12 protein-coding genes and 2 pseudogenes are annotated in these 24,926 nt (G+C 67.6%); 4 read left to right on the top strand and 10 right to left on the bottom strand.

Features of this window, described 5'->3' with window-relative positions; all coding sequences use genetic code 11:
• Nucleotides 1-363 precede the first annotated feature (363 nt).
• Nucleotides 364-783 carry a hypothetical protein gene (locus Q1B08_RS18715; protein WP_299822190.1) on the bottom strand — a complete coding sequence of 140 codons (420 nt, stop codon included), beginning with the start codon at nucleotides 781-783 and terminating at the stop codon, nucleotides 364-366.
• A 48-nt stretch (nucleotides 784-831) separates the two neighbouring features.
• Nucleotides 832-1,767, bottom strand: coding sequence for a hypothetical protein (locus tag Q1B08_RS18710; protein ID WP_299822188.1), 936 nt, complete (start codon nucleotides 1,765-1,767; stop codon nucleotides 832-834).
• A gap of 336 nt (nucleotides 1,768-2,103) precedes the next feature.
• On the opposite strand from Q1B08_RS18710, the gene Q1B08_RS18705 reads away from it, so the two are divergent.
• Both Q1B08_RS18705 and Q1B08_RS18700 read left to right on the top strand, forming a co-directional pair.
• Entirely contained in the window at nucleotides 2,104-2,340 is a 237-nt protein-coding gene (locus Q1B08_RS18705) for a type II toxin-antitoxin system prevent-host-death family antitoxin (RefSeq protein ID WP_299822186.1), read from the top strand.
• Nucleotides 2,340-2,729 (top strand): type II toxin-antitoxin system VapC family toxin, encoded by a 390-nt coding sequence (locus Q1B08_RS18700; protein WP_299822184.1) that lies wholly within the window; start codon nucleotides 2,340-2,342, stop codon nucleotides 2,727-2,729. Before Q1B08_RS18705 ends, Q1B08_RS18700 begins: the two co-directional genes overlap by 1 nt.
• A 345-nt stretch (nucleotides 2,730-3,074) precedes the next feature.
• Here Q1B08_RS18700 and Q1B08_RS18695 read toward each other — a convergent pair whose 3' ends face one another.
• From Q1B08_RS18695 to Q1B08_RS18670, 6 genes and pseudogenes are all read right to left on the bottom strand, one after another.
• Nucleotides 3,075-3,821, bottom strand: coding sequence for a hypothetical protein (locus Q1B08_RS18695; protein ID WP_299822182.1), 747 nt, complete (start codon nucleotides 3,819-3,821; stop codon nucleotides 3,075-3,077).
• Nucleotides 3,822-3,983: 162 nt separating this feature from the next.
• Nucleotides 3,984-9,989: a hypothetical protein gene (locus tag Q1B08_RS18690; protein WP_299822180.1), complete on the bottom strand. Its 6,006-nt coding sequence runs from the start codon at nucleotides 9,987-9,989 to the stop codon at nucleotides 3,984-3,986.
• A complete protein-coding gene (locus tag Q1B08_RS18685) occupies nucleotides 9,989-19,870 on the bottom strand; it encodes a hypothetical protein (RefSeq protein WP_299822178.1) in 9,882 nt (3,293 codons plus the stop codon). Before Q1B08_RS18685 ends, Q1B08_RS18690 begins: the two co-directional genes overlap by 1 nt.
• A 142-nt stretch (nucleotides 19,871-20,012) precedes the next feature.
• On the bottom strand, nucleotides 20,013-21,731 hold the full coding sequence (locus Q1B08_RS18680) for an ABC transporter substrate-binding protein (RefSeq protein WP_299822176.1): 1,719 nt from the start codon (nucleotides 21,729-21,731) through the stop codon (nucleotides 20,013-20,015).
• Between the two features lie 2 nt (nucleotides 21,732-21,733).
• Nucleotides 21,734-22,057 (bottom strand): hypothetical protein, encoded by a 324-nt coding sequence (locus tag Q1B08_RS18675; protein ID WP_299822174.1) that lies wholly within the window; start codon nucleotides 22,055-22,057, stop codon nucleotides 21,734-21,736.
• A gap of 293 nt (nucleotides 22,058-22,350) precedes the next feature.
• Nucleotides 22,351-23,009, bottom strand: a pseudogene (locus Q1B08_RS18670) (integrase core domain-containing protein); the annotation flags it as partial.
• A 116-nt stretch (nucleotides 23,010-23,125) separates the two neighbouring features.
• Here Q1B08_RS18670 and Q1B08_RS18665 point away from each other — a divergent pair.
• Complete coding sequence (locus Q1B08_RS18665; protein WP_299822172.1) at nucleotides 23,126-23,464, top strand: hypothetical protein; 339 nt, start codon at nucleotides 23,126-23,128, stop codon at nucleotides 23,462-23,464.
• A gap of 221 nt (nucleotides 23,465-23,685) precedes the next feature.
• On the opposite strand, the gene Q1B08_RS18660 is transcribed toward Q1B08_RS18665, so the two are convergent.
• The gene (locus Q1B08_RS18660; protein ID WP_299822170.1) at nucleotides 23,686-24,072 is read right to left on the bottom strand and encodes a type II toxin-antitoxin system VapC family toxin; all 387 of its coding nucleotides are present in this window, start codon (nucleotides 24,070-24,072) and stop codon (nucleotides 23,686-23,688) included.
• On the bottom strand, nucleotides 24,069-24,359 hold the full coding sequence (locus Q1B08_RS18655) for an AbrB/MazE/SpoVT family DNA-binding domain-containing protein (RefSeq protein ID WP_299822168.1): 291 nt from the start codon (nucleotides 24,357-24,359) through the stop codon (nucleotides 24,069-24,071). The genes Q1B08_RS18660 and Q1B08_RS18655 overlap by 4 nt, the downstream gene beginning before the upstream one ends.
• Before the next feature lie 278 nt (nucleotides 24,360-24,637).
• On the opposite strand from Q1B08_RS18655, the pseudogene Q1B08_RS18650 reads away from it, so the two are divergent.
• Nucleotides 24,638-24,859: pseudogene (locus Q1B08_RS18650) on the top strand (recombinase family protein); the annotation flags it as partial.
• Nucleotides 24,860-24,926: the final 67 nt, after the last annotated feature.

The following is a 24,926-nucleotide window of genomic DNA, read 5'->3' as shown; positions in this document are numbered from 1 at the left end:
AAAAGATGATCGATCCTACGGCAAGGCTCAGCGTCAGCCGCCAGGCGAAGGTGCTGGGTGTCAGCCGAGGCAGCGTCGCGGCAAATGCTTTAGGAAGGCCGAGTAGGTGATCAAAAAGACTAACGTTTTGTAGATTAAGTATGCAGTTTAAGTCGCATCCGGGAACGACGTCATTCGTGTGGCGCCAGTTTACAGTATTGCCTTCTTTTCATCTATTGCCCGCTACCTCGCTGTCGTCACCATCCTGATGCTCGCTTTAGCATCGACCTGCGTGTCTCCTGAACAGGCCGCCGCAGCACGCCGGGTCGGACTGCGGACACCGCGAACGCGCACGGGGTTCGCGTGCGCAGCCGAGTTGGCTGCTCACCCGAACCAGTGCGCGAAAACAAGCACCCAAGTCGAGACGATGAACGCGGCCGCAAGAAAGTAGCTTCGGTTCCATACGAGGCCCACATGAAGCGCGGAGACGCGGCCGAAGCTTGCGGTCAGGACAGTCGTCGCGGTGAAGGGCGAGGTTACGCCGGCCAGTGCCCAGCCCGCCGTGATCGCCACGACCACCGTCGCGGGCGCGACGCCGAGATGGGCTGCGGGCGGGATCAGCGGCACGAGAAGCGTTGCCGCCAGGATCGGGTTCATCCCGATCTGACCTGCGGCAGGCAGGATCCAGACCAGCGCCAGCAGCAGAAGCGGCGTGGGCACCCCCGAAAGATCGACCTGACCCGCCTCCAGGATCAGGAGCGCGGCGCCGACGGTGCCGATGTAGCCGGCCATCATCAACAGCACGATCTCGCCCGCCGCGGCGGGGAGTTCGGCGAAGACGTGGTCACGCGCCTAGGCGCCGACCGCGTGCGTGCCCTCGCCGTCCGCGCTCGCCCCGCCGCGAGCCTGCAGCCACGCCCAGAGGACCGCGATGGCCGGAACGACGAGCAGGACGATGCCGACGACGCGGATGCCCGTCGCCAGATGCAGCGTCGCGACGCTCGCGACGAGGACGGCAAGCAGTGTCAGCAGGGGCGACATCGACCGCCAGCTGCCCTCCGGCGACGCCAAAACGGGGCGCGGTCCGGGGAGCTTGGGCCTGAACGCCGTGTCGAGCGCCCAGCCCGTTCCCGTCATCAGAAGGCCTGTCACCAGCCCGGGAACCAGGATCGCTCCCCAGCTCGTGCCTGGGATCAGGGCCGTCGTGATCGCGACCGCGAAGGACATCGGCGACCATGGCAGCACCGATGTGAAGCCGCGCTGGATGGCCAGCAGCATGCGGCGGGAGCGGTGGCGACGGAGGAAGGGGTCGGGCTCGGCGTCGGTACTGTGCGTGGCCAGTGCGCCGAGCAGCGCGATCGCCCCGTAGTTCAGCACCAGCGCAAAGACCTGTCCGCCGAAGGGGAGGGCGATGTAGCGCCGCCCCGGCGGCTGCTCCGCCAGGAAGCGGCCGGCCCGTCGGATCGCGGGCGCGCGTTCGGCCACGCTGCGCAGCCCGGCGAGGGCGCAGAAGAAGGCGCAGATGAACGCCGCATTGGAAAGGCCAGCGCGAACGGCCGTCGTCCAATCGGGCGCACGTAGCGCAAGGACACCCGTCAGGAGCATGGCGACCGCGACGAAGGCCTGTCGCCCGCGCCGCACTTGCGGCGTGAGCAGGACGACCAGGGCCAGCGCGACGTAGGGCTGCGCCGCGACGGCCGCACCGCCGTGATGCCATTCCACCAGGATCGTGACAGCGACGAGGAGAAGCAGGCCGACGCCCGTCGCGTTCGATAGCGCTTGTCTCATCGCGAGGGAGCTCTTGCATTGCGTCGCCGGGACGGCTGACCCCGTTATGGCGTCTATCGCACCGTCGCGTCAGGGGGACCGGGTTCGACGGAGCCGCACCAGTCGATCCACTCCGCCGCCGCTTCGATGATTGGAGGAAGGGACGGCTTCACTGCAAAGACGGCCCTGTTGGTGAGGACAATGATGGACGAGACATGGCTTTGGATTGTTTTCGACTCGTAAGTGTCTGGTGGGTAATGCCCTATGTCGCTCTAACTGCCTTGTAGGGCGCGCACGCCAATCCGATCCTTGTGTCATGGGGAGCACTAGACTAACTCTAGTCCACTGGAGGCGGCGATGCAGTTCAACATCCACGAGGCGAAGACTCAGTTCTCTAAGCTCGTCGCGGCCGTGGAGCGGGGCGAGACCGTGACGATCTGTCGGAACGGTCGGCCTGTGATTGCCTGCGTACCGGCGCGGCCCCAAGGGCCGTTTCCGTTCGGTGCTTGGGGATCGCTGTCAGGCGGGGCGTCATCACTCGAGCACATGGTCGGACCCACCGACGCGGAGACACTCGACGACATGGGGCTCTGATGCTCCTCGACACGCATGTGCTGATCTGGGCGATGCTGGCGCCAGACCTTCTGTCAGGTTCGGCGCGTGACGCACTCTTGGACGCGACCGAGCGCTGTGTGAGTGCAGCCAGCCTCTACGAGATTACCTGCAAGGCGATGCTCGGCAAATGGCCCGAGGTCGAGAAACTGCTTTCCGTCGATCTCGACACGCGGCTCCGATCCGACGGGTTCGAGGTCATCCCGGCGTCCGGGGCCGTCATGGAACTCGCTGGACGGCTCGCCTGGGCGCATCGCGATCCATTCGACCGGATCATCGTCGCGACCGCTCTCGAACGCGCCATGCCGGTCGTCTCGAAGGACGAGACGCTGGACACCGTACCGGGCGGAAGGGTGCAGCGCATCTGGTAAGGACGGTCCGTAAGATACCGAAACTACAAATTCTTACAACTACTCGTAAGAACTATTATGTATTTCTATGCCTTCAACCCGACCGTGCGTATTTCTACGAATGCCTGGCTCGGCCGCGGGACCGTGTCCTCGCTGTGAGGTCTCGTCCTGAGGCGCATCGTTGGACGCGAAATGCCAAATTCCCGATCGCGCTCCGACGGAGGCGGTGCGTCCGGCGAGCGAGCTCGCGGACACGGGGCTAGCGCGTTTCGGCAAGGCTATTCGGATGAGTGGAGAGAGCATCGGGGCCGTCGCTTCCCGTCGCCATTGCCACTGGCATGGTCGCGCGTCGACCCCCGTCGCTTCTCAGGTGGCGCAGGCCACGTCGATCTGCGTCTTCACGGCGTTGATCTCGTCGATCTTCTGCGATTGCGATTTCGCATTCAGGCGCTGCAAGCTGTCGGCGAACTGATCCGCTTCGGCTTTCGAGAAATCAATGTCGAGTTGGGAATCCATGTATTCCGCAACCACTTCGATCTTGCCCTGCGCGACGTTCACCGCAATCGTCCCGATAGGACCCAATCGGCTCCCTAGAATGCCGAGCATGGTACTAGCCGCTTGGTCCGAGAGGAAATTACTCGGTCCTTCGCCTGTCGCAATGGCCTCGCCCACCGTCCCCTTCATGGAGTTGCTCGTAGAGACGACCGCTTTGAAGGTCTCTATCTGGGCGTTCGTGTAACCATCGAGAAACTCGTCAGGTAGGTTGTCGAGTCCCAAATCCATGATCGTCAGTGCAGCCCACTTGGCGGCCGTGACTATGATCCTACGGGTCTGTTCTTCTCCGGCGGCGGCCATCGCGGCGTTCGCTTCCGCTTCGTACCGTTGAAATTCGGAGATGACTGCTGCGAGACGTTCTTCCAACTGCGGATCGTAAGCGGCGAAGGCGCCGTCGAGCATGTCCAGGAGTGGACCGTTTCGATAGGCCCGGGCGTCTTGGCAACCGATGAAGACGCCGTGACCCGTGACGATGACTTGCTCTTGCGCTGCAGCCGGGGCGACCGCGGCGAGGAAGACGACTGCGGTCGAGGCGAGCCCAAATCGGTTCAGTTGCATTGGGTTCTCCATCTTTTTTGCGTGGGTGGAGCGGGAACGACGGGTCCGCGCAACTCCGTCTTCGGTAGTAGCCGGCTTGACGATGACGGAGCGTAACGCATCGATTGCGGTGTCGAAAGGACCTTCGAGGGATCGCGGCGCGGTCCTGCCAGGCGGAATTCGTCAGTCGCCGCTATTCATCACCGGGCTGAACTGGCTCAGGTCGATCATGCTCGAAAAAGTCGGACCGCGCTCGCGCCAGACTCCGAGGTCGAGCATCTTCAAGGCGTCGTCGTCGAGCGGCTCCTGCTCTCCGAAGTCCGCGGGCAGGAAGTACTCGATCTCCTCCAGAGCCAGCTTCACCTGCCACGCCTGTTTCGCGAGGAAGTCGATGTCAAGCCTGAGGGTCCATATCCCCTCGCCCCCGTCGAGCTCGGCCCTGTATTCACGACAGCCGACGCCGTGCGCGCAGGCGATCCGGTCGTTGGGACAGTCGATCGACCCCGAGAGGTCGAGCCAATCGCGGATCGCGCCGCCGAGAGGCGATGTCGCGTCGTGAAAGGCCGTGACGCGCAGGATCGGGCGATCGCGCTCCTGGAGTTGCGTTGCGAACGGGGTGTCTGGGTTCGACTCCTCGAAGGCGCGCCCGACGGAGACGGGCCCCCGGACCTCGATTTCGACATGCGGCGCGCCATCACGGTAGATCACGCGCACGCGACGCTCCGCCAAGGGCTGTGCCCATTGAACGACGGGACGCGAGCAACGCAGATCGGGCCGGGTATGGGTCTGGTAGCGGACGAGTCCGAAGCGGACGAAGGAATCTGCGCTTCGGCCCGGCTGGAGCGTGACGTCGGCGTACCATTCCTCCCGCTCGACGTCGAAGCGAGGCTCGTAGGTCAGAAGGCCGACGGCCATCGGCGGCGTGGTGTCGAGCTTGGCCTCGCCGTCGGGCCCGTCTTGCGGCCCGTCGGTCTCGTTGCCCTGCCCATCTCGCTCCCCGCCGCTGTCGGTATCGGCCAGGGGCATCTCGACATGAGGCACGTATTCCGCCCTGCCCGGATCGTTCGGATGCCGCCATAGGTCAGGGAACGCTTCCTTGGAGAGGAAGAGCTGGGTCTCGTGGAACTCCGATGGCGTGCTGGACATCCGAACCGGGTCGGTGCCCCGGCGCGTGACGAAGGCTCCCCCAGGCCCAAGATCCTCGTCCGAGAATTCCTCGAGTGGAATGACGCGGTCTTTTTGGGGAGGCGATCCGCATGGATCGGGACAATCCGCCGGGTCGCGCAGGGTGACGACGTTCGCTGCGAGATCGGCACGGTCGCCGAGCAGCTGCGCGGGTGGCCAGAGGACGATCCCGAGCCGCTCGTCCACCCCGGAAGAGAACCAGCCACGTCGCAACCTGAGGCGGACGCTCGCGCGGCGGGTCTGCTCTATGACTAGGAGACCCGGCTCCCGGCGGATGCCTGTCCCCTCGATCTCCAGCGTCGGGACGGGCGCCTTGGTCTCGACCATCATCGGCCGGATCGTGGCGGGAAGGATGACGTCGGTCGGCTCTTCGGCACGGTTGCGCATCAGGCCGGGGCGCAGCCGCTCCGCCGGCACGAGCTCTCCGCGCTCGTAGACGAGGCCGGAGCCGGAGAGCCAGGGATCGCCCCGCATCGCCACGCGCGCCGCGGTCGTGAGATACTCCGCGGTCCGGGCTAGGCCGTTCACGCGGACCGAGAGCCGGCGCGCCTTCCCATCGGGGAAGTGGTGACGGAGCGAGGCGAGGCGCGCGTTCTCCGGAGACAGGAAGTAGTCTTCCAGAGCGATCCTATCCCACCGGCCTGGCGTCTGCGGAAGCGGCAGGTCCTCGATCCGGAGCAGCGTGACCGTCCCCTCCCTCAGTTTGACGCGCCCGTCTTCGGCGACGCGGAAGCCGAAGATGTCCAGGGGCGCGCGCAGGTCGCGCGCACCATCTCGTTCCGCGCCGCCGATCGCCTCGGGCCAGGTGCCTGCGATGCGATGCGCGAGGCTGCGACCGCGGTTCGGATCGTCGAAGACGGCGCTCTCGGGAGAGACCGTCCTCGCCGTGATCTCCAGCGTGTCGATCCGGGCGAGATCGACCTCCACCTCGCCCTTGAGGGCGACCGTCTTGGCGCCGGCGGCGATCGCGTCCGCGCCGCTGAAGCCGGGCACCGGGCCGTCGACCGTCTCGGGGCGGACCGCGCGGAGCGGCAGGGGCGCGTCCGGCCGCCCTTCCGCCGCTTCGTCGCAGCGCGCGCCGGGGAAGGCCGGGACGGAGGACGGGAGGGGGACGACCTTGGGTGCCCGGTCCTTCGGCACGTTCACGGCGTGGACCGCCGTGACCCGTCGCGTCGCCGCGATCTCGGGCAGCGGATGGCATAGCATCGCCTCGTGCATCGCCTTCGCCAAGGCGCAAATGATGCCGGAGCCGGGCAGGACGTCGCCACCGGGACCAATATATCTCAGGCCGGTCTCCACCGCCGGCAGGGCGTCGAGAAGGCATCGCTCCACCGCCGCCGGCAGTTTCGATCGCCGGATGCCCGCACGCAGCTTGCCAAGGTCGCAGAGCCCGTCGGCACCGGCGCAATTGCAGAAGTACTGGATCAGGCCCTGCACGGCGGCGAAGTCGTGGCCGAGACGCCATTCGGACGGGACGAGCCACATCTCGATATCGACCTGCTCGCCCGGCTTGAGCCGGATCTCGACGCCCTCTGCGCTCAACCGCCGTCCACGCCTTACGTCGTCCGAGCGGTTGGCGTCGAAGGTGACCGTGCCGCTACAATGCAGCACGCTGGATTGGGTCGGGGGCTCGTCCTTCGGCCGGGACGCCGTCTTGGCGAGCGTCAGAAGGACGGGCGTCGTGTCGGGATAGGCGCTACCAGCCCTGAGCGGGACGGCGACCGGTCGACCTTCCAGCGTCCGGCGCTGGCCCATCGGCCCCTCGACGTGGCGCGCGCGCAGGACGAGGAAGGACGGCGCCGGGTCCGGGTAGTAGTCTGTCGCGACGGCGGAGCCCCGATGCCAGAAGACGGAGCTGGCGTTCTCCGTTCCCGGCTCCGTCGTCTCGGTCGAGGGGGTCTCGATGGTGCGACGGCTCTTGATGTATGGCTCGCCGTTGAAGCCCGTCTCGAAGCGCGTCTGCACCGTCGGGAAACCCAGGTTGTTCTTGGCGTAGCGGACCCGCGGCAGGGCACCCGGCGGCGGGCCGTTGTCGTTGCGATGGTCGAGAACGCCGCGCGCGCCGCCCTCCACCAGATGGCGCGCGGCCGTGGCGAGGGGAAGGTGCGGCACAAGGACGAGGCGCTGCGAGATGTCGGGGGTCGCGCGGCTCTGATCTCGGCTGTCGGCCTGCTCGTCCGCGACGTCCCGCATCGTCCGGATGACCATCCGGCCCGCGTTCTCGAAGCCCATTGCGCCGTTCTGTCGCTCCGCATGGCCTTTCGGCAGCAGGAGCGTCGGCGCCCCGATCCGGATGTGGCGCAGCGCGCGCACGAAGGCGCGCGCATCGGGGCCGCCATGCGATGCGAGGCCCCGCGAGGGATAGAACAGCCGCGCGCGCGCGTCGCCCCGCGCCTCCAGGTCGGTTGATCGGTCCGCCGAGCCGACCGCGTCGGGATCGCGGGGGAGCCGCTCCTCGGGGAATTCAGTGTCGGGATCGATCGCCCGACCGCCCGCATAGACCGCCTGCAGGGCGAAGCGGTACGGTCGGCCGTAGCGCAGCGCCGGGGGCCTATCCTGGCCGGGCCGGTCTGGAATGAAGGACCGCCGCCCGAAACACATCACGTCGGGGATCGCCTCATCCATCTCGGGCAGGCCGGCGCAGGCAACGCCACCCGGCGTCCCGTCCCAATGGGCGACGGCCTCCTCGACGAAGGCCTCGATGCCGACGGCCCCGCCACCCGCATCGCTGCTATCGAGGGAGCGCACGTCGCGGGCCGGGACCGCGTTCATCGCGCTCTCGATTGCGATGCGCTCGGGCGATCCGGCGGGACCGACCGCGAGGGTGAGCAGCGTCTCGACCAGCTTGCCGCCCTCGCCGGACTGGTCGTACCGGAAATAACGACCCATGAGGGACCGCCAGCGTGTGGTTCCGTCCTGCGCTTCCATCGTGCCGACGAAGGTCCTGAAACCGTTCGTCAGGTCGTCGGCATCGAGGATCACGACGTCGCGCCCCTCTGCCGCTGCAAGCTCCGCACAGGTCTCCCGACCGGTCTTGGCAGTCAACGTCGCCAGCTTCCGCGCGGCATCGGCGACCGCGCTGCGGCAGAGCAGCGTTAGGCCGTTCGACTGGTAGTCCGGGCCGATGGCCAGCAGGCGGCGAAGCTCACCCGCAGCGGTGCGGTCCCCGCCTCCACTTGCGATCTCCTGGCGCGCGGCCTCGATCGCCTCCAGCCACGCCTTCTCCGCCTCGAGCGCGTTGGCGACGTCGAGCGAAGTGATGTCGTAGCGCGGCAGCCGTGCCCCGTTTACGGCCAGCCCGCCCATGACGATCACGCCGCCATATTGGCTGACGCAATGCGACGGCAGAATCAGCTTCGTGGGATCGGTCGCCTTGCGCCAGGCGAGATACTCGCCGCGGCTGGCGGGCCAGCCGAAGGTGCAGGACGCCGCGACCTCCCCCTCGGGCGGCGCGGCAGGGGGGTCGAGGTCGGTGAGCCGGGTGAGCGTCATCGGCGCCGGGATGGCCGCGTCGAGGCGCGGCCCAGTCGTCAGGATCGCGCCGAGGGCGACGAATGACGGAATTGCCCCATCTACGCCGCCGCTCGGGTCGACCTCCCGCCCGCTCAGATCGAGGTCAATCAGGATATCAACGGAGAGACCGAAGACCCGGGACTGTCCGGGGCTGCCCTCGATCGAAAAATAAGCCTGCCGCGCGATGGCTTTTGCCTTGGCCTTGGCCTCGGTATCGAGCGTGGGGGCCGGTCCGCCCTTGACATTCGGCGCCGTTACCCGCGCGTTCGGGTCGTCGGCATGGGTCGGCCAGAGGCCGAATTCGGATTTCACACGCGCATCCGACAGCTTCTTGGCCCCATCTCTCGCAGCCTCGCCGGGACTGACGGAGGTGAACAAGCAGGTCTCGATCTGATTGCCATCGCGCAGTGCCTCGAGGGCCTTGCCGTAGATCTCTGCCGAGCTCATGCGATCGGGGTGCAGCTGCTCGCTCAGCTTGACGAAGCGGGCGATCTTCCGTTGGCGGATGGCGCTGTCGATCGAGATGGACCGTGCCTCCCGCAGGGTGGCGGCATGGGTCTCGCGCCAGATCGGCTGCTGCCCTTCCGCGACGCCGTAGGCCGTGGCGAACGCGACCTCCCAGAGCGCGACGTCCGTGGCGTCAGATGCGAAGTGCTCTGCCGCGTCTCGGATGCCCTCGGGGCTATTCGGTCCCTCCGCGCCGATCTCGGCTATCTTAGTCGGATTGCCGCTCCAGACCTCGGCATTCACCGGATCTTCTGTCTCGGGCAGCTCGCGCTCGGTCTCGGCTCCGCGGTCGCCGAGCGATTGTGCGAGCTCGCGGGCGCGCTGCGCGTCGAGGACGAGAGCCGCGTCCGAATGCGGGATGCCGAGGAGGGCGTCGACGGCCCGGGGTCCATCGGGGGCGGGCTTGACGAATTGCGCATCGGCGCCCAGCTTGTCGGCGCCTTCCGCCGCGTTGGGGTGGCCTTCGCAGAACGCATGACCGACCTGCGTCCGCTCGCCGGTCAGGGTCTGACTGATCTGGAGGGCGAGCGCGTCCCACGCCGCTTTGCGGAGGTCATCGTCCACCGGCGAGCCGCGCCGCTCCGGCGGGCAGATCGAGTCGCGCCAAAGCGCGGCGACCCCCGTCCGAGCGTCGTTCAGCGCGGCGAAGAACTCCGGCTTGGCGAGCCGGATTTCGGGCGCGGTGCCGAGCGGCTTCCGATCGAAGGGGGCGGCCTTCGTCATGACGTCGCAGGAGACGAGGAACGCATCCGTGAGTCCGTCTTCGCCCGGCGGACCCAGGAGGCGGGCGACATCGCTCGGCCAGGTGGTGAGGTCGAAGCCCGTCTGCTCCAACCCGTGCGTCCAGAACGGCGTGAGCGTGAGCGTCGCGCGGAGGCGAAGCCGCTCTCCGTCGACGCTCTCCACGCCGTTCGGAACGACGCGGATGTAGGGGACGACCGGATAGGCCTTCGGCGGTTCTTCGTTGCCTGTTCGAATTGCCATCAGAAATAGCCCTCCGGCGGTTGCACGTCATCGAAATACGACTTGAACTTCGCCCAGTTGCGGCTCTGGCAGGTGCCATCGGTCGTGACCTCGGCGCCGAAGGGGTTCCTGCCGCCTCCGGCCGAAGGTCCGGGATCGCCGAGGGCGGCGAAGCGCCGGCGGCGGGGGACGTGGAGCGCGCTCTGCCCCTGGAAACCCTCGCCCTCCTCCTTGAAGATCTCGATGGAATACTCGAAATCCGCGAGGCCCATGGAGAAGCTGAAGCTGAACGTCGCCTCGCCGACCATGTCGCCGTCGACCATGCCGAGCTTGACCGACAAGGCCGCGGAGAAGCTGAAGACCCAGATCGACGCGGAGCCTCCGGCGAAGAACGTCATTGAGATCTCGGTCAGCTTCATTCCGTTGAGCTGCAACTGCCGGATGTAGACGCCGCTCATCAGGCGTCCGATCCCGTTCAGGGGACCGTAGGCGAACACGGCCGAGCCGCCGAACTCGAACCCCGCCTCGAACCCGATGATGCCATCGGTGTTCGCGAGGATGCTGAAGAACCCGCTTCCCCCGTAGGGGGCGTAGGTGAGCGTGAAGGGGTTCGCCCGGCTGGAGAGCGAAGCCCTGAAGAGCGCCGCCTGATCCGAGAATGGCAGGATCGCCGTGGATTCCAGCCCCACATTCGTGAAGGCGAGGTTTCCGACCGAGAAGTCACCGAGCTGAAGGCGGAAACCAGCCTCGATGCCCGGCTGGTCGGGGTTGAACCGCAGGATTACGCCCGATCCGTCCTTCGGCGCGAGGTATTTCTCCAGCTTCTGGACGAATTCGAGCTTCTTGCCGATCTTGTGATCCTTGTAGGCGACGGAGATATCGGATTTCGCGCCGCCTTCGGAGACGAAGCGCGCGCCCGCGAAGCTGAGCGTCAGGGCGTCGAAGAAATCCCCGATCAGGGCGACGTCGAACGGACCCAGCGTGCCGACGGATCGGAACGCGACCTCGGGCCGACCCCGGTCGATGCTTTCGCGAAGGTCGAGGACGATCTGCATGTCAATCCCCAGGCGCGTGCCCTTCTTCGGCGCGAAGATGCCCGCCGTCGCCGCCGCGACCTCGCTGCCGAGCTCGATCTCGAAGTCGTAGCCCATTCGGAGTTTCGTCGGCACGAGGCTCAGGAGATAGTCCTCCACCTCGTCGCGGATTGCGGCGAAGTCGATGTTCTTGAACACGTCCCCGGAGAGTATGTCCTGCAGCAGGTTGGCCAGCTGATCGAGGATGACGAGCGGCGTCGGGGCGCCGATCGACCATTCTCGCAGGAACTCGGACAGGAACCGCGCGGCGGGGTCGACGGCGTCGCCGGTCGGCACCTCCTCCGCGATGGCCTTGAGCCACGCGACGTCGCCCGCAAGCTGGTCGCCCTCCTTCGGGTCGTATTCCCCGATCGCCAAGCGCGCGAAGTCCGGTGCGACGGTGAACGGCGCGGCGACCCCCTCGCCGCCCACGGGCAGCTGTTCCGCGAAGGCCTGGGTGAAGCCGTCCCGCTTCTCGGCGAGCGTCCGGTAGACCGACGGGATGGTCTCGCCCGCGATGGTCACGTTGAGGGCACGGTTGGCCGCCGCCAGGAGCGCCTGGTTCATTGCCCGTCTTGAGCCCTCCTGGATGACCGTCAGGAGCGTGTCGGGCAGAGGCGACAGGGCTTCGGTCACGTCGCGCGCGATCGCGTTCGTCCGGATCGCGAGGCTCCCTTCGGAAGAGGCGGCGCCGCTCCGGGCCTGGCGGTCCGCGAACAGGTCCACGAGGGCCGGAAGGACGGCCGGATCGAGATCGGCGAGCGTGGTTAGCGCGCTGCAGACCGCATCGCGGGCCGGTCGCAGGGTCTCGAGCTCCGCCGAAAGCGCTCGCATCCGTGCCAGGAAGCCGTCGGTGTCGAGCCTTTGCCGGACGCGAGCCACGAGGCGCAGCACCTCGGTGCCGAGCGCCGATGGGTTCGACCCGGTCCCGAACTGTGTTTCGAGGGCGCGCAGCTGCGTCTCCGCCGCCTCGACCAGCATCTCGACTTCGGCCAGGAACTGCCCGACCCGGTCGAAGATGGCGCAGAGCGTCTTCAGCAACTCCGAGACCAGGATACCGACCGGGTCGGCGGCCTCGTCCATAGCATCCGCCAGAGCCTTCTGTGCATCCCGGAGCGGCTCGATGAAGGGGAACGCGGCCTCGTCCAGGTCGGGCGCCGGGTCGAACTTCGCCGAGACGAGGGCCTCGCCCGCCAGGACGAACGGCAGGAGCTCGATGGCCTCCGTAGCGTCGTCGGATAAAGCCGCCGCGTGGATGGCTTGCAGCTTCTCGGCCGACGTGGCGGCCAGCGTCGTCATCGCCGCGACCAGTGCCTCGCGCCGCGTCTCGAGCGCCTTCACATGCCCCGGAAGATGCTGCAGGGCGCGGAGCCTGGCGAGCCCCATCGGGTCACAGAGGTCCAGGCCCTGCGCCGCCTTCAGGGTCTGCTGAAAGGTGCGGACCGCCTCTCCCGTCAGCATGAACTCGCAATAGGCCGCCCCGCTCTCGTGCGAGAGTCGGTCGAGGCATTCCTCGGTTCGGACGATGGAGGCCCGGATGCGCTCTTGCATCTCCCCGGCCGTCTCGGCAGGTCCGGTGAGACCGGCGCCGGCGGCCTCGACACGGAAGTCCTCCAGCGCCGTCACGAGTGCTTCGGCCCGGTCCGTGATGTCCGCGGCGTGAAGCTCCCGCGCTCTGTCGGCGAAGACCCTGATCGTGAAGGCGGACGCCGTGGGGCTCGGTTCGCCCTGGTTCATCTCCGCGATGTCGTCGAGTTCTATGCCATGTTGACTGCCTTCCAACGGACAGGCCGGGCCGGTCCATTCCGGTGGATGCGGATTGACCGCGTCGGCAGTGGTGGCCAGACCGGCGAGGACCGCGTCGATCGTTTTCAGGATCGGGTCCAGTGCCGTGCAGTCCGCATTCGGCAGCGGGACGCCGATCTCCTCCAGCAGGTCCCGCATCGTCGACAGCAGCGCGCGGGCATCCGCCGCAACGATGGCCGACAGCACCCCGGAGAGGCGCTCCACGAGTCGGATGACGGGATCGAGCAGGCCGGAGAGGTCCGGCACCAATACGTCCGGCAGAGTCGGCAGATCGCCGGGGGTCAGTGTCGGCGTGAGGCGGCGGAGCCAGACGAAGAAGCTGACGATCCAAGACGCGTCGACGGCGGCGATCTTCGCCTGGCAATTGGGATCGCCGGCCAGGTTGATGAGGGTGCATATCATGTAGCGGTTGCGGATCTGCTCCGCCTTGTTCCCCGCCCGCTCCTCCAGCGCGCCGTTCACCTCCTCGAAGACGCTGCCCGCCCCGGCGGTAAGACTGTCCGCGATCCGCCCGGCCTCGGCCTTGAGCTGCGCCTTGATCGGGTTGGAGAGGGCGGCCTTCTCGATCATCTCCTGCTCGATCGACGTGAAGAGATCCTCGATCCGGCCGCGCGCCTCGACCGCGCTTCCCATGAGCAGCTCGGCGATCTTCTGATCCTCGGAAAACTGGATATCGGGACCGGAACCGAGGAACTCCCCCACGATGGTTCGGGGATCGAAGCGGGGGCCCGAGGTCACCGTGCGGAAGTCTATCTTCCCGACGATCCAGCCCGCGAAGGCTTGCAGGACTGCATCGATATCCGCCCGCACCGGCAGGATGCCGGCGATGCATCCCTGGAAGTCGGCAAGGTTCGCGGGATCGTAGGTGGCTTCGCTGCGCGGCAGGGCGATGATCTCGCGACCGAGCACGCCACCGGAGATGCCGGAGATGAAGGACTCGACCTGCTCTGTCAGGACCTCGTCGGCGTTGCCGGGGATATTCCTGAACGCATCAGTGATGACCGTCCTGATCCGGTCCTCGATCCCGTCACGGAGGTCGGTGAAGAGCCCGAGCGCCTCGGCATAGCGGCTCGAGATCGCGTCCTCGACGCGTTCGGTCGGGTTGGCGGCCGCGCGTTGCAGGGCTCCGAGGAATTGCTGCCCGGACGCGTAGCAGCCGCCGAGTTCGAGCGCAAAGAGGATCGTGTCGGTCTCCCCCTCTGCGCGGGCGAGCGCGGCGTCGAGGTTGGTCAGCGCGATGTCGAGCTCGGGGAAGATCTCGCGGATGGTGATCGGCGCGGCCGGAACGCCCGCCTGCAAGTTGGCGAGGTTGGCCTCGATCTGATCCCAACTGGTCCGGATGCGCCGCACGGCGGCGGCCAGGGGCCGCACGACCTGCAGGCGGACGACGGTGACCGCATCCATCGCGTCATCGATGAGGCCCGCGCCGAACTCCAGCCGCTCTGACAGGTCGGGCAATCCCTCGTCGGGGCTGTTCAGCCGCTGGACGAACGCGATCAGGTCGCGGATGGGGACGAGCCCCAGGAGCCTGGCGTCGTCGCTGAAGAATTCCTGGTAGATCGTCCTGAGTTCATCGATGATCTCGGTGATCCCATCTCGGGCGGCTCCGCCATCCGCGCCGGTCGGTCCTTCGACGTAGTTCGGCTCGTAACTCTGCACGCCCGTGCCCGTGGCACCCGAGCTCGTCTGCGTCCCGCCCGTGATCCCGTCCTGCTCCTGCGACACCGCCGGGAACTCGCCGAAGGCCTTCACGACGGAGATGAGGGTCTGCGGCGGCTGACGCTTCAAACCCAGCGTCCCACCCGTCGTCATGGCGCCCTTCTTGCGCGACAACGCAATCACTTTGCCGGACGGGCGGAACACCCCACCCGACTGGTCGCCCTTCTCCCCCATGTCGAGTTTTGGCGGGTCGACGACGACGAGGACCAGCTCGTTCGGGTTCGGTCGCAGGGACTGCACCAGCGACGGCTGAAGGGCGTCATCCTCGGGCGAAAGGCCGTGGATCACGTAGCGGGCGTCGAATTGTGCGCGGACCGGCGGTATGTCCTTGGCGACCAGCCGCTCCACCTGGGTCAGATGAATCCGCGCGGTCGTGACGAGCGGATAGAAGGGCGGCTGATCCGCGCCCTCGAGGATGCTCTCGAGCTCGAAGTCGCGACTATCGACGGGGACCGTCTCGACCTTCCCTTCGGGCCCGTCCTCCTTCGCCATCGGCCGCCCCCCCTTTCCCGAGGCCGCGAGCGTCCAATGGTCGGTCTGGAACGAGGCGCTTCCCGCCTTGACCTCCTCCGCGTAGCGCCGTTCCGCGCCGCCGAAGACGAGCGTGCGGATGTGACGGATCGGGTTAATGGGGCGATCCGCGGCCGCGTCGGTGTCGGGATCGGCGACGTGCCGGGGATCGTTGTAATAATCGACCAAGGCCGCCAACGTCGTCTCATTGCCGATCGCGGTGTTTTCGGCGAAGATCAGCGGCAGGTCGCACTTCACCCCGTCGATATCCATCTCAAAGCGCAGGTTGCCCGGCAGCGCCCGGAACAGCCGCGGCCAGAAGACGAGGCCCGCACCCCCTTCGAGCCCGATGCGTCCGGTCGAGGCGACCTCGCCCTCCGCGGCCGCCTCCTCGTTCGGGTCGACGATGTCAGGCGTGACCGTCGTCAGGAGGTTGAGCGTCCGCACCGGGAAGCGGCGGCCGCCGAACGGCTGCTTGATCGCGGGGAAGAGCTTCACCGGGTTGGCGACCCGGATGAAGATGCGCTGGCGCAGCGGCGCGGTGATCGCCCCCGTCGCCTTGTCCATGAAGAAGACTCGTTCCGTCACCTTGACCAGCGAGGCGCGGATGCCGAGCGGGAACAGGAAGCCCTTGTGGACGACCTCGGTGAAGATGTCGCGCCCGATGTTTGTCCATTGCTGCCAGCGCTCCAGGCTGAGCGAGCCGTACGTCGCCTCGCCGTCGCGCCAGAACTGTGCCGCGGAAGGCGGCTGGAAGCCGGTATCGTGACGGATCGTGCCGCCGAGCGCGGACAGAGATAGCTCCGTCACCTCCAGCGGGCGCGGGCGGTAGATGGCGCTGCCTGGCATCACGTCCCAGAGCGCGCTCCGCGACGAAGCCTCGAACTGGCTCGAGTCGCTCGTCAGCACCCCGCCCGCGTTGCGGCGCCCGATCACCGGCAGGCCCCATGCCGAGCTGAGCAGGACGATCTGGTGCCGGTCCCGCGCATCCATCGGTGCGCGGAACTGCGGATCGGGGTCGGTGTCCTCCGCCTTACGCCGCGCCAGCCGCTCGCAGAACCGACGGAGGATGCCGGGCCGCGGGCCGAGATCGGCCGCGCAGACCTCCTCCGGAAGGACGTCACCGTCCGACTGTTTCGGCAACAGGTTGCCGCCGGCGTCGCGAAGATGCGTCAAGCTTCTCAGATCGGCTTCGGACATGCCCGTCGCCTGCCCCTGAAGACGGCTCAGCGCCCAAGGCGCGAAGGGCCCGCCGGGCGGTTCCGTATGAGCGATGGTCGTGGCGCCCCCCGCAGCCCCGTCCGCAAAGCGCGACAGGAGCGCGCCGGGCCTGAGGTCGGGCGACCAGACGGCCCGCAACCCCGGATCGAGACCGAGCCCGTCGGCCTCCGTCACGAACTCGGCCTGCCAGAGCGGCTGGGTTCGCCGCGCCCGGATGCCCTCAGGCAGGACGCCGGACGGATGGTCGAACGGGAAGGCCGCCGGCAACTTCTGCGGCGTCAGAACGGTCGCGGTCTGGTTCGGCGACAGCATCAGCCGGGCGGGCAGCTCGATGGACGTTTCGAGCCCACCGGGCGGCTTCAGCGATCCGGCGACGTCCGAGAGCCGCGTCCGGACGGAGACCTCCTCGCCCAGCTCGAAGTCGAGCCGCTCCAGCATCGCATCAACGCTCGTATCGGCCACGCGCGGGCGTCGGGCGGAGATCTGGCCGAGCTCCCCCGGATCGTGAACGATCTCGGAGCGCGCCATCACCGCGAGCTCCATGCCGCGGAACTGCGTCAGCGCGTCGAGATCGAAGGCCAGCTCCTCGCGTGGGAGCCGGGAGGCCGCGTCCTCCGGCTGGTCGAGGTCGAGGCGGCGGTCGGCGCGCGCGGCGTCGAGCCCGTCCCGGCAGCGGACGCGGAACGCGAGGCGCGATCCGCCGGAAAGCCGCCCCCGTGACGGCCCCCCGATGTTCTTGTCGACGTCCTGGAGCTGCGAGACGAAGACCAGGAGCATTGCCTCACGCCGCGCGCGAAGGGCGGAGCGGGTGGCGGCGTCGGTGACGAAGGCGGGACCGCCGTCCTTGGCATCGGCGAAGTACTCGATGTCGACGGGGTCGGTCGTCCTGGGCGCCTTGGTGCCCAAGTCCACGACCGGCTGCGGAGACGATCCCGAGGTCAGGACGTGGGTCAGCATCGCCTCGCGATAGGCGTCGCGGAACCGCTGATAGCTGGGGACGGCGGACTCGATTCGGCCCTCCCGCGCCAGCGCGCCCGCGATCGTCGCGCCGGTGCCGTCGCCACCCGCATCGGCCTCGATCCTGTCGAACGCATCCTCGAGAAGCCCTGAAGCGAACCCCTCGGCCACCCTGCGCCACAGGGCAATCCAGGCCTTTCGGACGCCCTGGAACACGTCCACGTCCATCGCCACGGGGCCGACGTATAGCTTCTGGGCCTCGGGAGGGGAGCCGACCCAGCGATGCGCCTTCAATTCCTCGACCAACTCCCTGAAGCGCGCGCGCCGCTCGTCGGTGTCGGCATCCTGCGAGGGGCCCGTATCGTCCGATTTGAGCGCCTGAATCTCCATGCGGACGGACTTCTCCGCCTCGATCCCCGGCTTGCGGCGCAAGGCGGCGAGCGCGTCGGCGAGATGGGCGCGGTTGTCGCTGTAGAGGACGATCTCGTCGCACGTCTCCCTGTAGAGGGGCCGCGGCTGCCCCTCGGCGACCCTCTCGCAATCCACCTTCCATTTCCCCTCTACTTCGGCCGGCGTGAGCGTCAGCTTCGCGTCGAGCCTGACGTCGGGCAGCGGCGGCGCCGTCTGTACGGAGCGCGCCTCTTCGAAGAGGTGCTGTGGCGGAAACTCCACTACCATCACGGGGCGCGTGTCGTGGGGCTCCAGCCGCCCGTCGGGACCCGGTCGTGTCGTGAGCTCACAGGCGGTGTTGTAGCGAACGAACTCCACGTGCTCGTCGCGGAAGGACAGCGCCAGGTCGGAGAAGCGGAACCCGAGCGCGAGCAGGGTCGTGGTTCGGCTGGCCCGCAGCCGTGCGCGGGCCAGGTCGAGCCGCGCGACCTCCCTGCCCCGCCCGAGCGACAGGCTGAGGAAGCTGCCGAGGGGGCGGCTCGCCAGCGGCGTCGGGGCGTAGTAGATGCGCAGCGCGCTCGGCTCGAAGGTGAGGCGGCTGAACTCCGCGCCGGGCAGGCGGACGCCCGCCTCGACCATCCCGACCTCGGCGTCGATGAGGCTTGTGGCGGGGTCGCGCCGCGTCGCGCCGCCCCTGCCCCACTCGAAGAGCGCGGTGACCGGAAATCCGCGGCGCTTTGGGAACGACGCGCTCGGCTCGTCGGCCCCCGCGTCGCCCCCCTCCTCGGTCTCCGGTCTCTCCGGCTCCGCTCGGATCCCCATCGCGGAAATCGCGCCGAGCGCCGTGTTGAGCCGCGAGAAATCCTTCCTCTTGGCGGAGTAGCGTGCCTGGAAGCTGATTGAGCCCTCGGCCTGCGCCGGGTTCGCGTCGCTCGGCGCCGCCTTGGCGGACACGCGCTCGAGGAGCGAGCCTACCATCTCGGGCATGCCGACGGCGCTGGCGGCGGGCGAGGCGCCGACGAAGCCGACGTCCCTCCACATGCCGGAGAGCACCGCCTCGGCCCGCATCGTGCCGTCTTGAATGACGTTGCCGTCGCCGTCCTGCGGGCGAGCCGTCCGCAGGAAGAGCCTCCCGTTCTCGATCCGGCAGCGACCGCGCAAGGCGGGCCCACGCCGCGACCGCCCAATCGAGATCTCGCGCACGTTGCTTCCACTGCCGTCTTCGAGCACGTCCGCCACCGCGTAGAGCGGCGCCCCCGCTGCGCGCGCCGTCGCCGCGTCGCGCACGACCGGCCAGAAGACGCGGATGCCGGCCAGGTCGACCTGCCCGGCCAAGGCCGACATCGCCCTGCCACGCGCTACGACGTGCCACGTCGCCGCCGCGTCGAACCGAAGATCGACGAGCCGCTCGCCCACCCCGTCCGCTCGGCCGATCAGGCCGTTGAACATGAGCACGAAGGTGTTCGTCACACGCGACAGCGGCAGCTGGATGCCTAGGCGCCGGTCGCGTCCGGCTCGACCCTCGATGAAGTCGCGGAATAGGAGGTCCTCCGGCCCGCCCTGCTCAGCGATTCCCGCGAGGCCAAACCCGTTGATCTTGTTCGGGCCGTTTGAGGAGCTCCAGATCGTGGTGAAGGCCGTCAGGACGAAGCGGAGACGGTCGTCCTTCCGGACCTGCTGGAAGCTGAAGGTGATGCCGCGCGGCCGCGTGGGCGTCGTCCGGAGGCGCCCGTAGGACGCGTCCGCGATGCGCAGGTCGTAGCGGAGCGCGCCGGGATTGCCCGAGACCTTGAGCGCGAATTTCGCATCCGTTCCGAAGCTCTCCGGACGGATGCGCCAGAACCGCGTCCGCAGATCACCCTCGGCCAGCGCATCGGCGATCTCGGCGAATTCGGAGTCCGGCGCCTCCTCCGACACGTCGTCCTCCGGGACGACGGGGTCGCCGCCGCCATCATCCGTTTCGTTCCGATCGTCCGGAGGGGCGGGGCCGCTCGTCACGATCGACACGTCGAGCACGCGTGCGCCCCCGGCAGAGTTGTCGGCGTTCCAGGCGAAGAGCAGGGCGACTTCATGCGCGTCGTCCTGGGTATCCGCCTTGGCAGCGGTTGCGACGGCCGTGGCGCCGACGCTGCCGAGAAAGCCGCGGCGTGTCAGACGGAGACCGTCCGAGAAATTGTCATCCCCGTCGCCTTCGAGGTCCGGACCGAACGGGTTCAGTGGTCCCATCAATCTACTTCCGAAACCGCCGTCTTTGGCCCTCTAGATGCGCTGCAAAGAGCGCGGGCCATTCGACAGATTAACAATCTTAGCATCGTGAAAGTCGAATCAGGTTTGACGTTAAGTCAACCCTTATCGACACAAAGGCGCTTCAGCGCGCCCAGCGAAGCGCGTGGATCAACAGGTGCGTCCGCTGCGATCGCGTGTCGTGGATCGGCGCGGCATCCTCCCAGCCGTCCCAGTTCAGGCGGCTAAACGGAAGGAGGTCAATACGGGCCACGGACGGCGTCGCTGCAAATAGCGGGGCGAGCCGGCCGTAGGCTTCCGCTGCCGCCGCATCGTCAGGACGGGAAGCGATCAGGGCTTCGAGCTCCGTCGCCTCGTCTCCCACGATCGGCCGCGGGCCCTGCAGGAAGAGCGCGAGGGTCTGACCCGGCTCGTCAATCCCCTGGCAGGGGCGCCTGCGCAATGCGAGGCCCGACATCCCCGCCTCGATCTCGTCGTCGAGGGTCGCGGCCTCCACCGTCTGGGCGTCGAGGCAGATGCCGACGCTCAGGAATGCCGTCCGCATCTCGCGCGCGAGGGCGCGGGTCAGCGGGTCGCTCGATGCGTAGGTCAGCGCCAAGTCGAGCGGTTGGCCCTCGCATCGGACGATATGCGTCCCGGACGGCGCCTCCTCGTCCATAGACGGACCGATGCTGCCGTCGCAGCGGCGGAGGCCTATCGCGGCCTCGCAGCCCAGTTCCCGCAGCGTCACCAAGGTCGCGTCAACTTGTGTCGCCGGGGACAGCAGCTTGCCCGACAGCGCGGCGCGGGTGCCCTCCGCGCGCACGGTCTTCGGCAGGAAGCTATCGGGCGGCGCCGCGCCGGTCACGACGGCGCGACGCGACAGCCAGGCCCGGTCCAACAAATCGGAGATCGCAGCTCGTCCAGCCGATCCGGCGAATGGCGTATCAGAGAGCGTCGCGTAGAGGTCGACGCCGCATTCGTCGCCCGGGCGCAGCGCCGGGAGCGGCAGGATGCCGAGATGGGGCGCGATCGCGGCGAGCCCTTCCGCCACTCCCTTCGTGACCGGAACGGCCACGTCCAGCTCCCCCGCGACCAGCAGGCCGGGTCGATCGCCGCTCTTAACCGGCGGACGCCATTCCAGCAGGTGCGGATCGGGCAGGCGCCTCCACCCGGAAGCCGTGCCCCACCAATCGTCTCGCCGCGTCCAAACGGTCGTGCCGTCGTCGCGCATCCGCTCCAGCCGATAGGGTCCTGTCCCGAACGGTAACGACGGCTTGAAGGCCGCTGGGTCGCCCGCACTCTCCCAGATATGGGCTGCGACGATCGGGAAGCTTGCCCCGTCCCAAGGCGCGAAATGGCGGTGAAGGAAGAGCGGGTCGGGCGCCCGAAGCACGATCCGTACGCGGTCGGGTGCGTTTACAGACACGCTCTCGACCGTGGCGCGGATGGCGTCGACATGCGGTCCCGACAGGGCCTCGTAATCGAGCGCGAGCTGGATGCTGAAGGCGACGTCGCGCGCCGTGAAGCGCGCGCCGTCGGACCAGCGCACGCCGCGCCGGATCACCACGTCGTGGACGCGTCCCCCCTCTTCGGAGGAGACGTCCCGGGCGAGCCATGGGATTAGGTCCCCGGTCGTTGGGTCTTGGAAGAAAAGCGGCTCGAGCGCCGCCTGCAGCGCGCCGCGATGCAGGTCCGCGCCGGTGCGGAACCAGTTCCAGTGAAGTTCCGCCGGAGCGGGCACGTGAGCCTCGAGCGACAGGGTCGCGTCGTTCCCCGGCGCCTCATGGCCCGCGGCAGCCGCCGCCAGGATCGACAGGCCGAGCGCGCCAAGCACAGCCCGAACGCGGAGGACCGCCCTCATCGTCACAACTCAAGGATGCCTTTGACCTCCCAGGCGATGGCCGAGCCGCTCGTGTCGGAGACGCCCTGGCCCGTCGCCCCGTCCGCGACGGTATCGAGAATGAGCGGTTTAAGTTGCCCGACGCGTTGAGACGAATCTGTCTGCAACAGCTCGGTAATGTCGCCTATGGTCCGGTAGGGCCCCTGCTTCGGCTTGAAGACCTTGTCGTCGTCCTGCCCGGACGACCGCGACCAAGTCTTCTTGTCGGTCAGAAGCTGCAGGCCGACGACGAGCGGATTTCCGGCGTCCTGCTGCTGGGTGACAATGACGGTGACGTCGCGGGCCATGAGCAAAGCTCCCCTCATTAAGCGGATGACTAGGCTCGCTGCGGCGCTTGGCAGAGCCGATCGACCAAACTGCCGTAGTGTAACACGATGGCTGGACTGGGGATAGTCTCCGGCGCGTGCCGCCGCGCCATAGGTTCTCCTGCATTCGGCGACGATTGGATTTGCCGAGGGACGGGCTGCAAGGGCGCGCGTTCCCTCTTCGCGGCCGTCGTGGCGCTGTTGCACGTAGCGTCTGAAGGTCGGAGGCCCCCTTTCCCCTGTACCGGTCCACGTTTTTAGACAGCGGTCTGGGCTTATGTGGCGCGTTGCATGTTCATGGTTTGCTCTCGTCTATTGGCGGCGGGTGACCGTTGGCCATGGCGCTCGGTGAGCCACTGCTCGTTGTAGGTTTTTTGGAACGCGAGCAGGGCCTGGCGCAGATCCTCGATGGTGTCGAACCAGCGGACCCAGAGCAGGTTCTCTTTCAGCGTCCTGATAAACCGCTCGGCGCAGCCGTTGCCTTCGGGGGAACGTACGAAGGCTGGGGAACTCTCGACGCCGAGAAAGCGGAGCTCGCGCTGGAAGTCGCGGCTCATGTACTGGCTGCCGTGATCGTGGCGGATTTCGAGGCTCTTCGCGATGTCCTTGCCGACCGCCCCGAAGCTACGACGGACGCCTTGGCGGAACAGCCTGCCCCAAGGTTTGGCCCGGGGGCTCGAGCGCCTCGTGGCGGGTCGCCCGCGCACTGGCATGGATGCCCATGCATTCCGCGGAACAATGGGCGACGGCGATGAGGACGGCGGCTTGGCCTTCGCCAGTGGCAATGGCGGTCATGGCATTCTGGGCCGCCCTGGAACCGGTGGCGGACTGGCCCCTCATCCCACATCTCGTCGACGCGGTCCGTCGTAATTTTACCGTCATGGGCTCCCGGGCCGTGCGGCGCTCCCGCCCGCCGACGTGCCAGCAGGCCATAGCCAATCGACCCACCGGCCAGAAACGTTCTACCGTGGCTTCATGCCGACCTATCGCTTTCGTCCCATCACGACCGATGATTTCGACCTGCTAAACGCGTGGCGGCGAGAGCCACACGTGGCCGAATGGTGGGGAGATGGCTCCTATACCGCCGACGACCTGTGTGACCCCCGCGTAATGATGCGGATCGTGGAGGCGGACGGTACGGCCTTCGCCTTCATGCAGGACTACGACATCCACGGATGGGAGGGACGCCACTTCGCCTACCTGCCGTCCGGCTCGCGCGGCACGGATCAGTTCATTGGCGATCCAGCCATGATCGCGGTCACGGATCGGCGTTCATCGCCCAGCGCATGGTCGAGTTGTTCGCCGCCGGTGCCCCTGTTCTCGCGGTCGACCCGCATCCTGACAATGCTCCTGCAATCGCGGCCTATCGGAAAGTCGGGTTCGAGGTGACTGGCCAGCCGCGTAGGAGCGAATGGGGACTGTTCCTACCAACGGAGGCGTCGCGGTAACGTGCACCCATGCGGGACGGCTCCATGAAACGTCCACTGTCAGGGAACGGGTGTCTCACTTAGGTCTGAACATCTTCGTGGAACGCCCGCCCTAGGCGGTCTAGACCCTATCGCAACATCAAACCGCCTCAAGCCTGACTCATCCTGTCCGGCCGATGGTGCCTATCGGATGTGTTCCAGCACCAGCCCCTCGACCTCCACCCGACGCCATTCGCGGTCGGCGGTGAGGACCGGAAGGCCTAAGCTGAGTCCCAGAGCCAAGCAGGTCCGATCCCCAAGCCCCCGACCGTATTGCTCGGTCTGCGCATGGAGCCCGGCCGCCGCATAAGCCGCCGCGGCGTCGTGGTCATGGACGGCCAAGCGCAGACCGTCGACGATCTCTCGAACAATCTCCACCTCCAGCCCGTCGCGGAGCAACTCCTTGACGACCTCCTGCAGATTCACGGCGGAGATCGCGGCGCCGCCGACATAGGGCAACACGGCCTCGCCCCCGGTCTCGCCTTTCACAAAGGCCAGCACCGCGGAGGCATCGAGCACGACGGAGGTCACGAAGCGGGAGCGTCCACGTCATCGGAGGTTGCCCTGCCCTCGTCCCGATCCGCCTCCTCCCGGCGCTCGCGCAGGAAGTCGTCGACGCTGCGTGGGGACTTCACGTGAGCCCGGTATAGTTCCTGCGCCCGCCGTGCGCCGTGGTGCACGGGCGTGAGCCTGACCTCATCGCCGTCGATGGTCGCCACGACCTTGGCGTCACCGTGAAGGCCCATGGCATCGCGCATGGCCTTGGGAAGGACGAGGCGGCCATTGGAGGCAACCCGGAGGTCAACTGTGAGGGACATGGCTCGCCTCGCGACTATACAAGAGTGTCCCTATGACAGCCTGCGTTCGATGTCATCAGGAAAGTGATGACACATGCGAGCGTCCTGTCTCTTTCGGCGTGGGCAACCAAACGAGGGATTGCTTGCCCATGCCGCGCGGCCTCCCAACCAATTGCGGAACAAGGGCTCCGCGAGTAAGCAAACACGGTAAGCCAATCTTCGACAGGAAACGACATGCCCACACGGGTTCCCTGCCCATCGGCCACGCACCGCCGACCGCGCTACCCGGTCTGCCGTCCATGCTGATCGGTTACGCGCGAGTCTCCACCTACGACCAGAACCTCGATCTCCAGCGCGACGCGCTCGAGGCGGCGGGCTGCGAGCGGGTGATCGTCGACAAGATGTCGGGTGCGGCCTCCGCCCGCCCCGGCCTTGCGCAACTCAAGGACATCCTGCGCGCGGGCGACACGCTGGTCGTCTGGCGGCTCGACCGGCTCGGCCGGTCGCTTAAAGAGGTGGTTCGGGAAAACTGAACAGCCGGGATAAGTGGATTTTCCGCGCCACGGCGGCATGATTGTCGCGAGCGAG

It is taken from the genome of uncultured Jannaschia sp. (assembly GCF_947494025.1).
In the GTDB taxonomy this organism is placed as follows: Bacteria; Pseudomonadota; Alphaproteobacteria; order Rhodobacterales; family Rhodobacteraceae; genus Jannaschia.
The sequence above is the reverse complement of the archived record's forward strand: the minus strand, read 5'-3'. Positions and strand labels throughout refer to the sequence as shown.

Coding starts and splice junctions, on each gene's coding strand:
- Q1B08_RS18705 (WP_299822186.1), top strand. CDS start 2,104: ATGCAGTTCAACATCCACGAGGCGAAGACTCAGTTCTCTAAGCTCGTC.
- Q1B08_RS18685 (WP_299822178.1), bottom strand. CDS start 19,870: ATGGGACCACTGAACCCGTTCGGTCCGGACCTCGAAGGCGACGGGGAT.
- Q1B08_RS18690 (WP_299822180.1), bottom strand. CDS start 9,989: ATGGCAATTCGAACAGGCAACGAAGAACCGCCGAAGGCCTATCCGGTC.
- Q1B08_RS18655 (WP_299822168.1), bottom strand. CDS start 24,359: ATGTCCCTCACAGTTGACCTCCGGGTTGCCTCCAATGGCCGCCTCGTC.
- Q1B08_RS18700 (WP_299822184.1), top strand. CDS start 2,340: ATGCTCCTCGACACGCATGTGCTGATCTGGGCGATGCTGGCGCCAGAC.
- Q1B08_RS18680 (WP_299822176.1), bottom strand. CDS start 21,731: ATGAGGGCGGTCCTCCGCGTTCGGGCTGTGCTTGGCGCGCTCGGCCTG.
- Q1B08_RS18710 (WP_299822188.1), bottom strand. CDS start 1,767: ATGAGACAAGCGCTATCGAACGCGACGGGCGTCGGCCTGCTTCTCCTC.
- Q1B08_RS18695 (WP_299822182.1), bottom strand. CDS start 3,821: ATGCAACTGAACCGATTTGGGCTCGCCTCGACCGCAGTCGTCTTCCTC.
- Q1B08_RS18675 (WP_299822174.1), bottom strand. CDS start 22,057: ATGGCCCGCGACGTCACCGTCATTGTCACCCAGCAGCAGGACGCCGGA.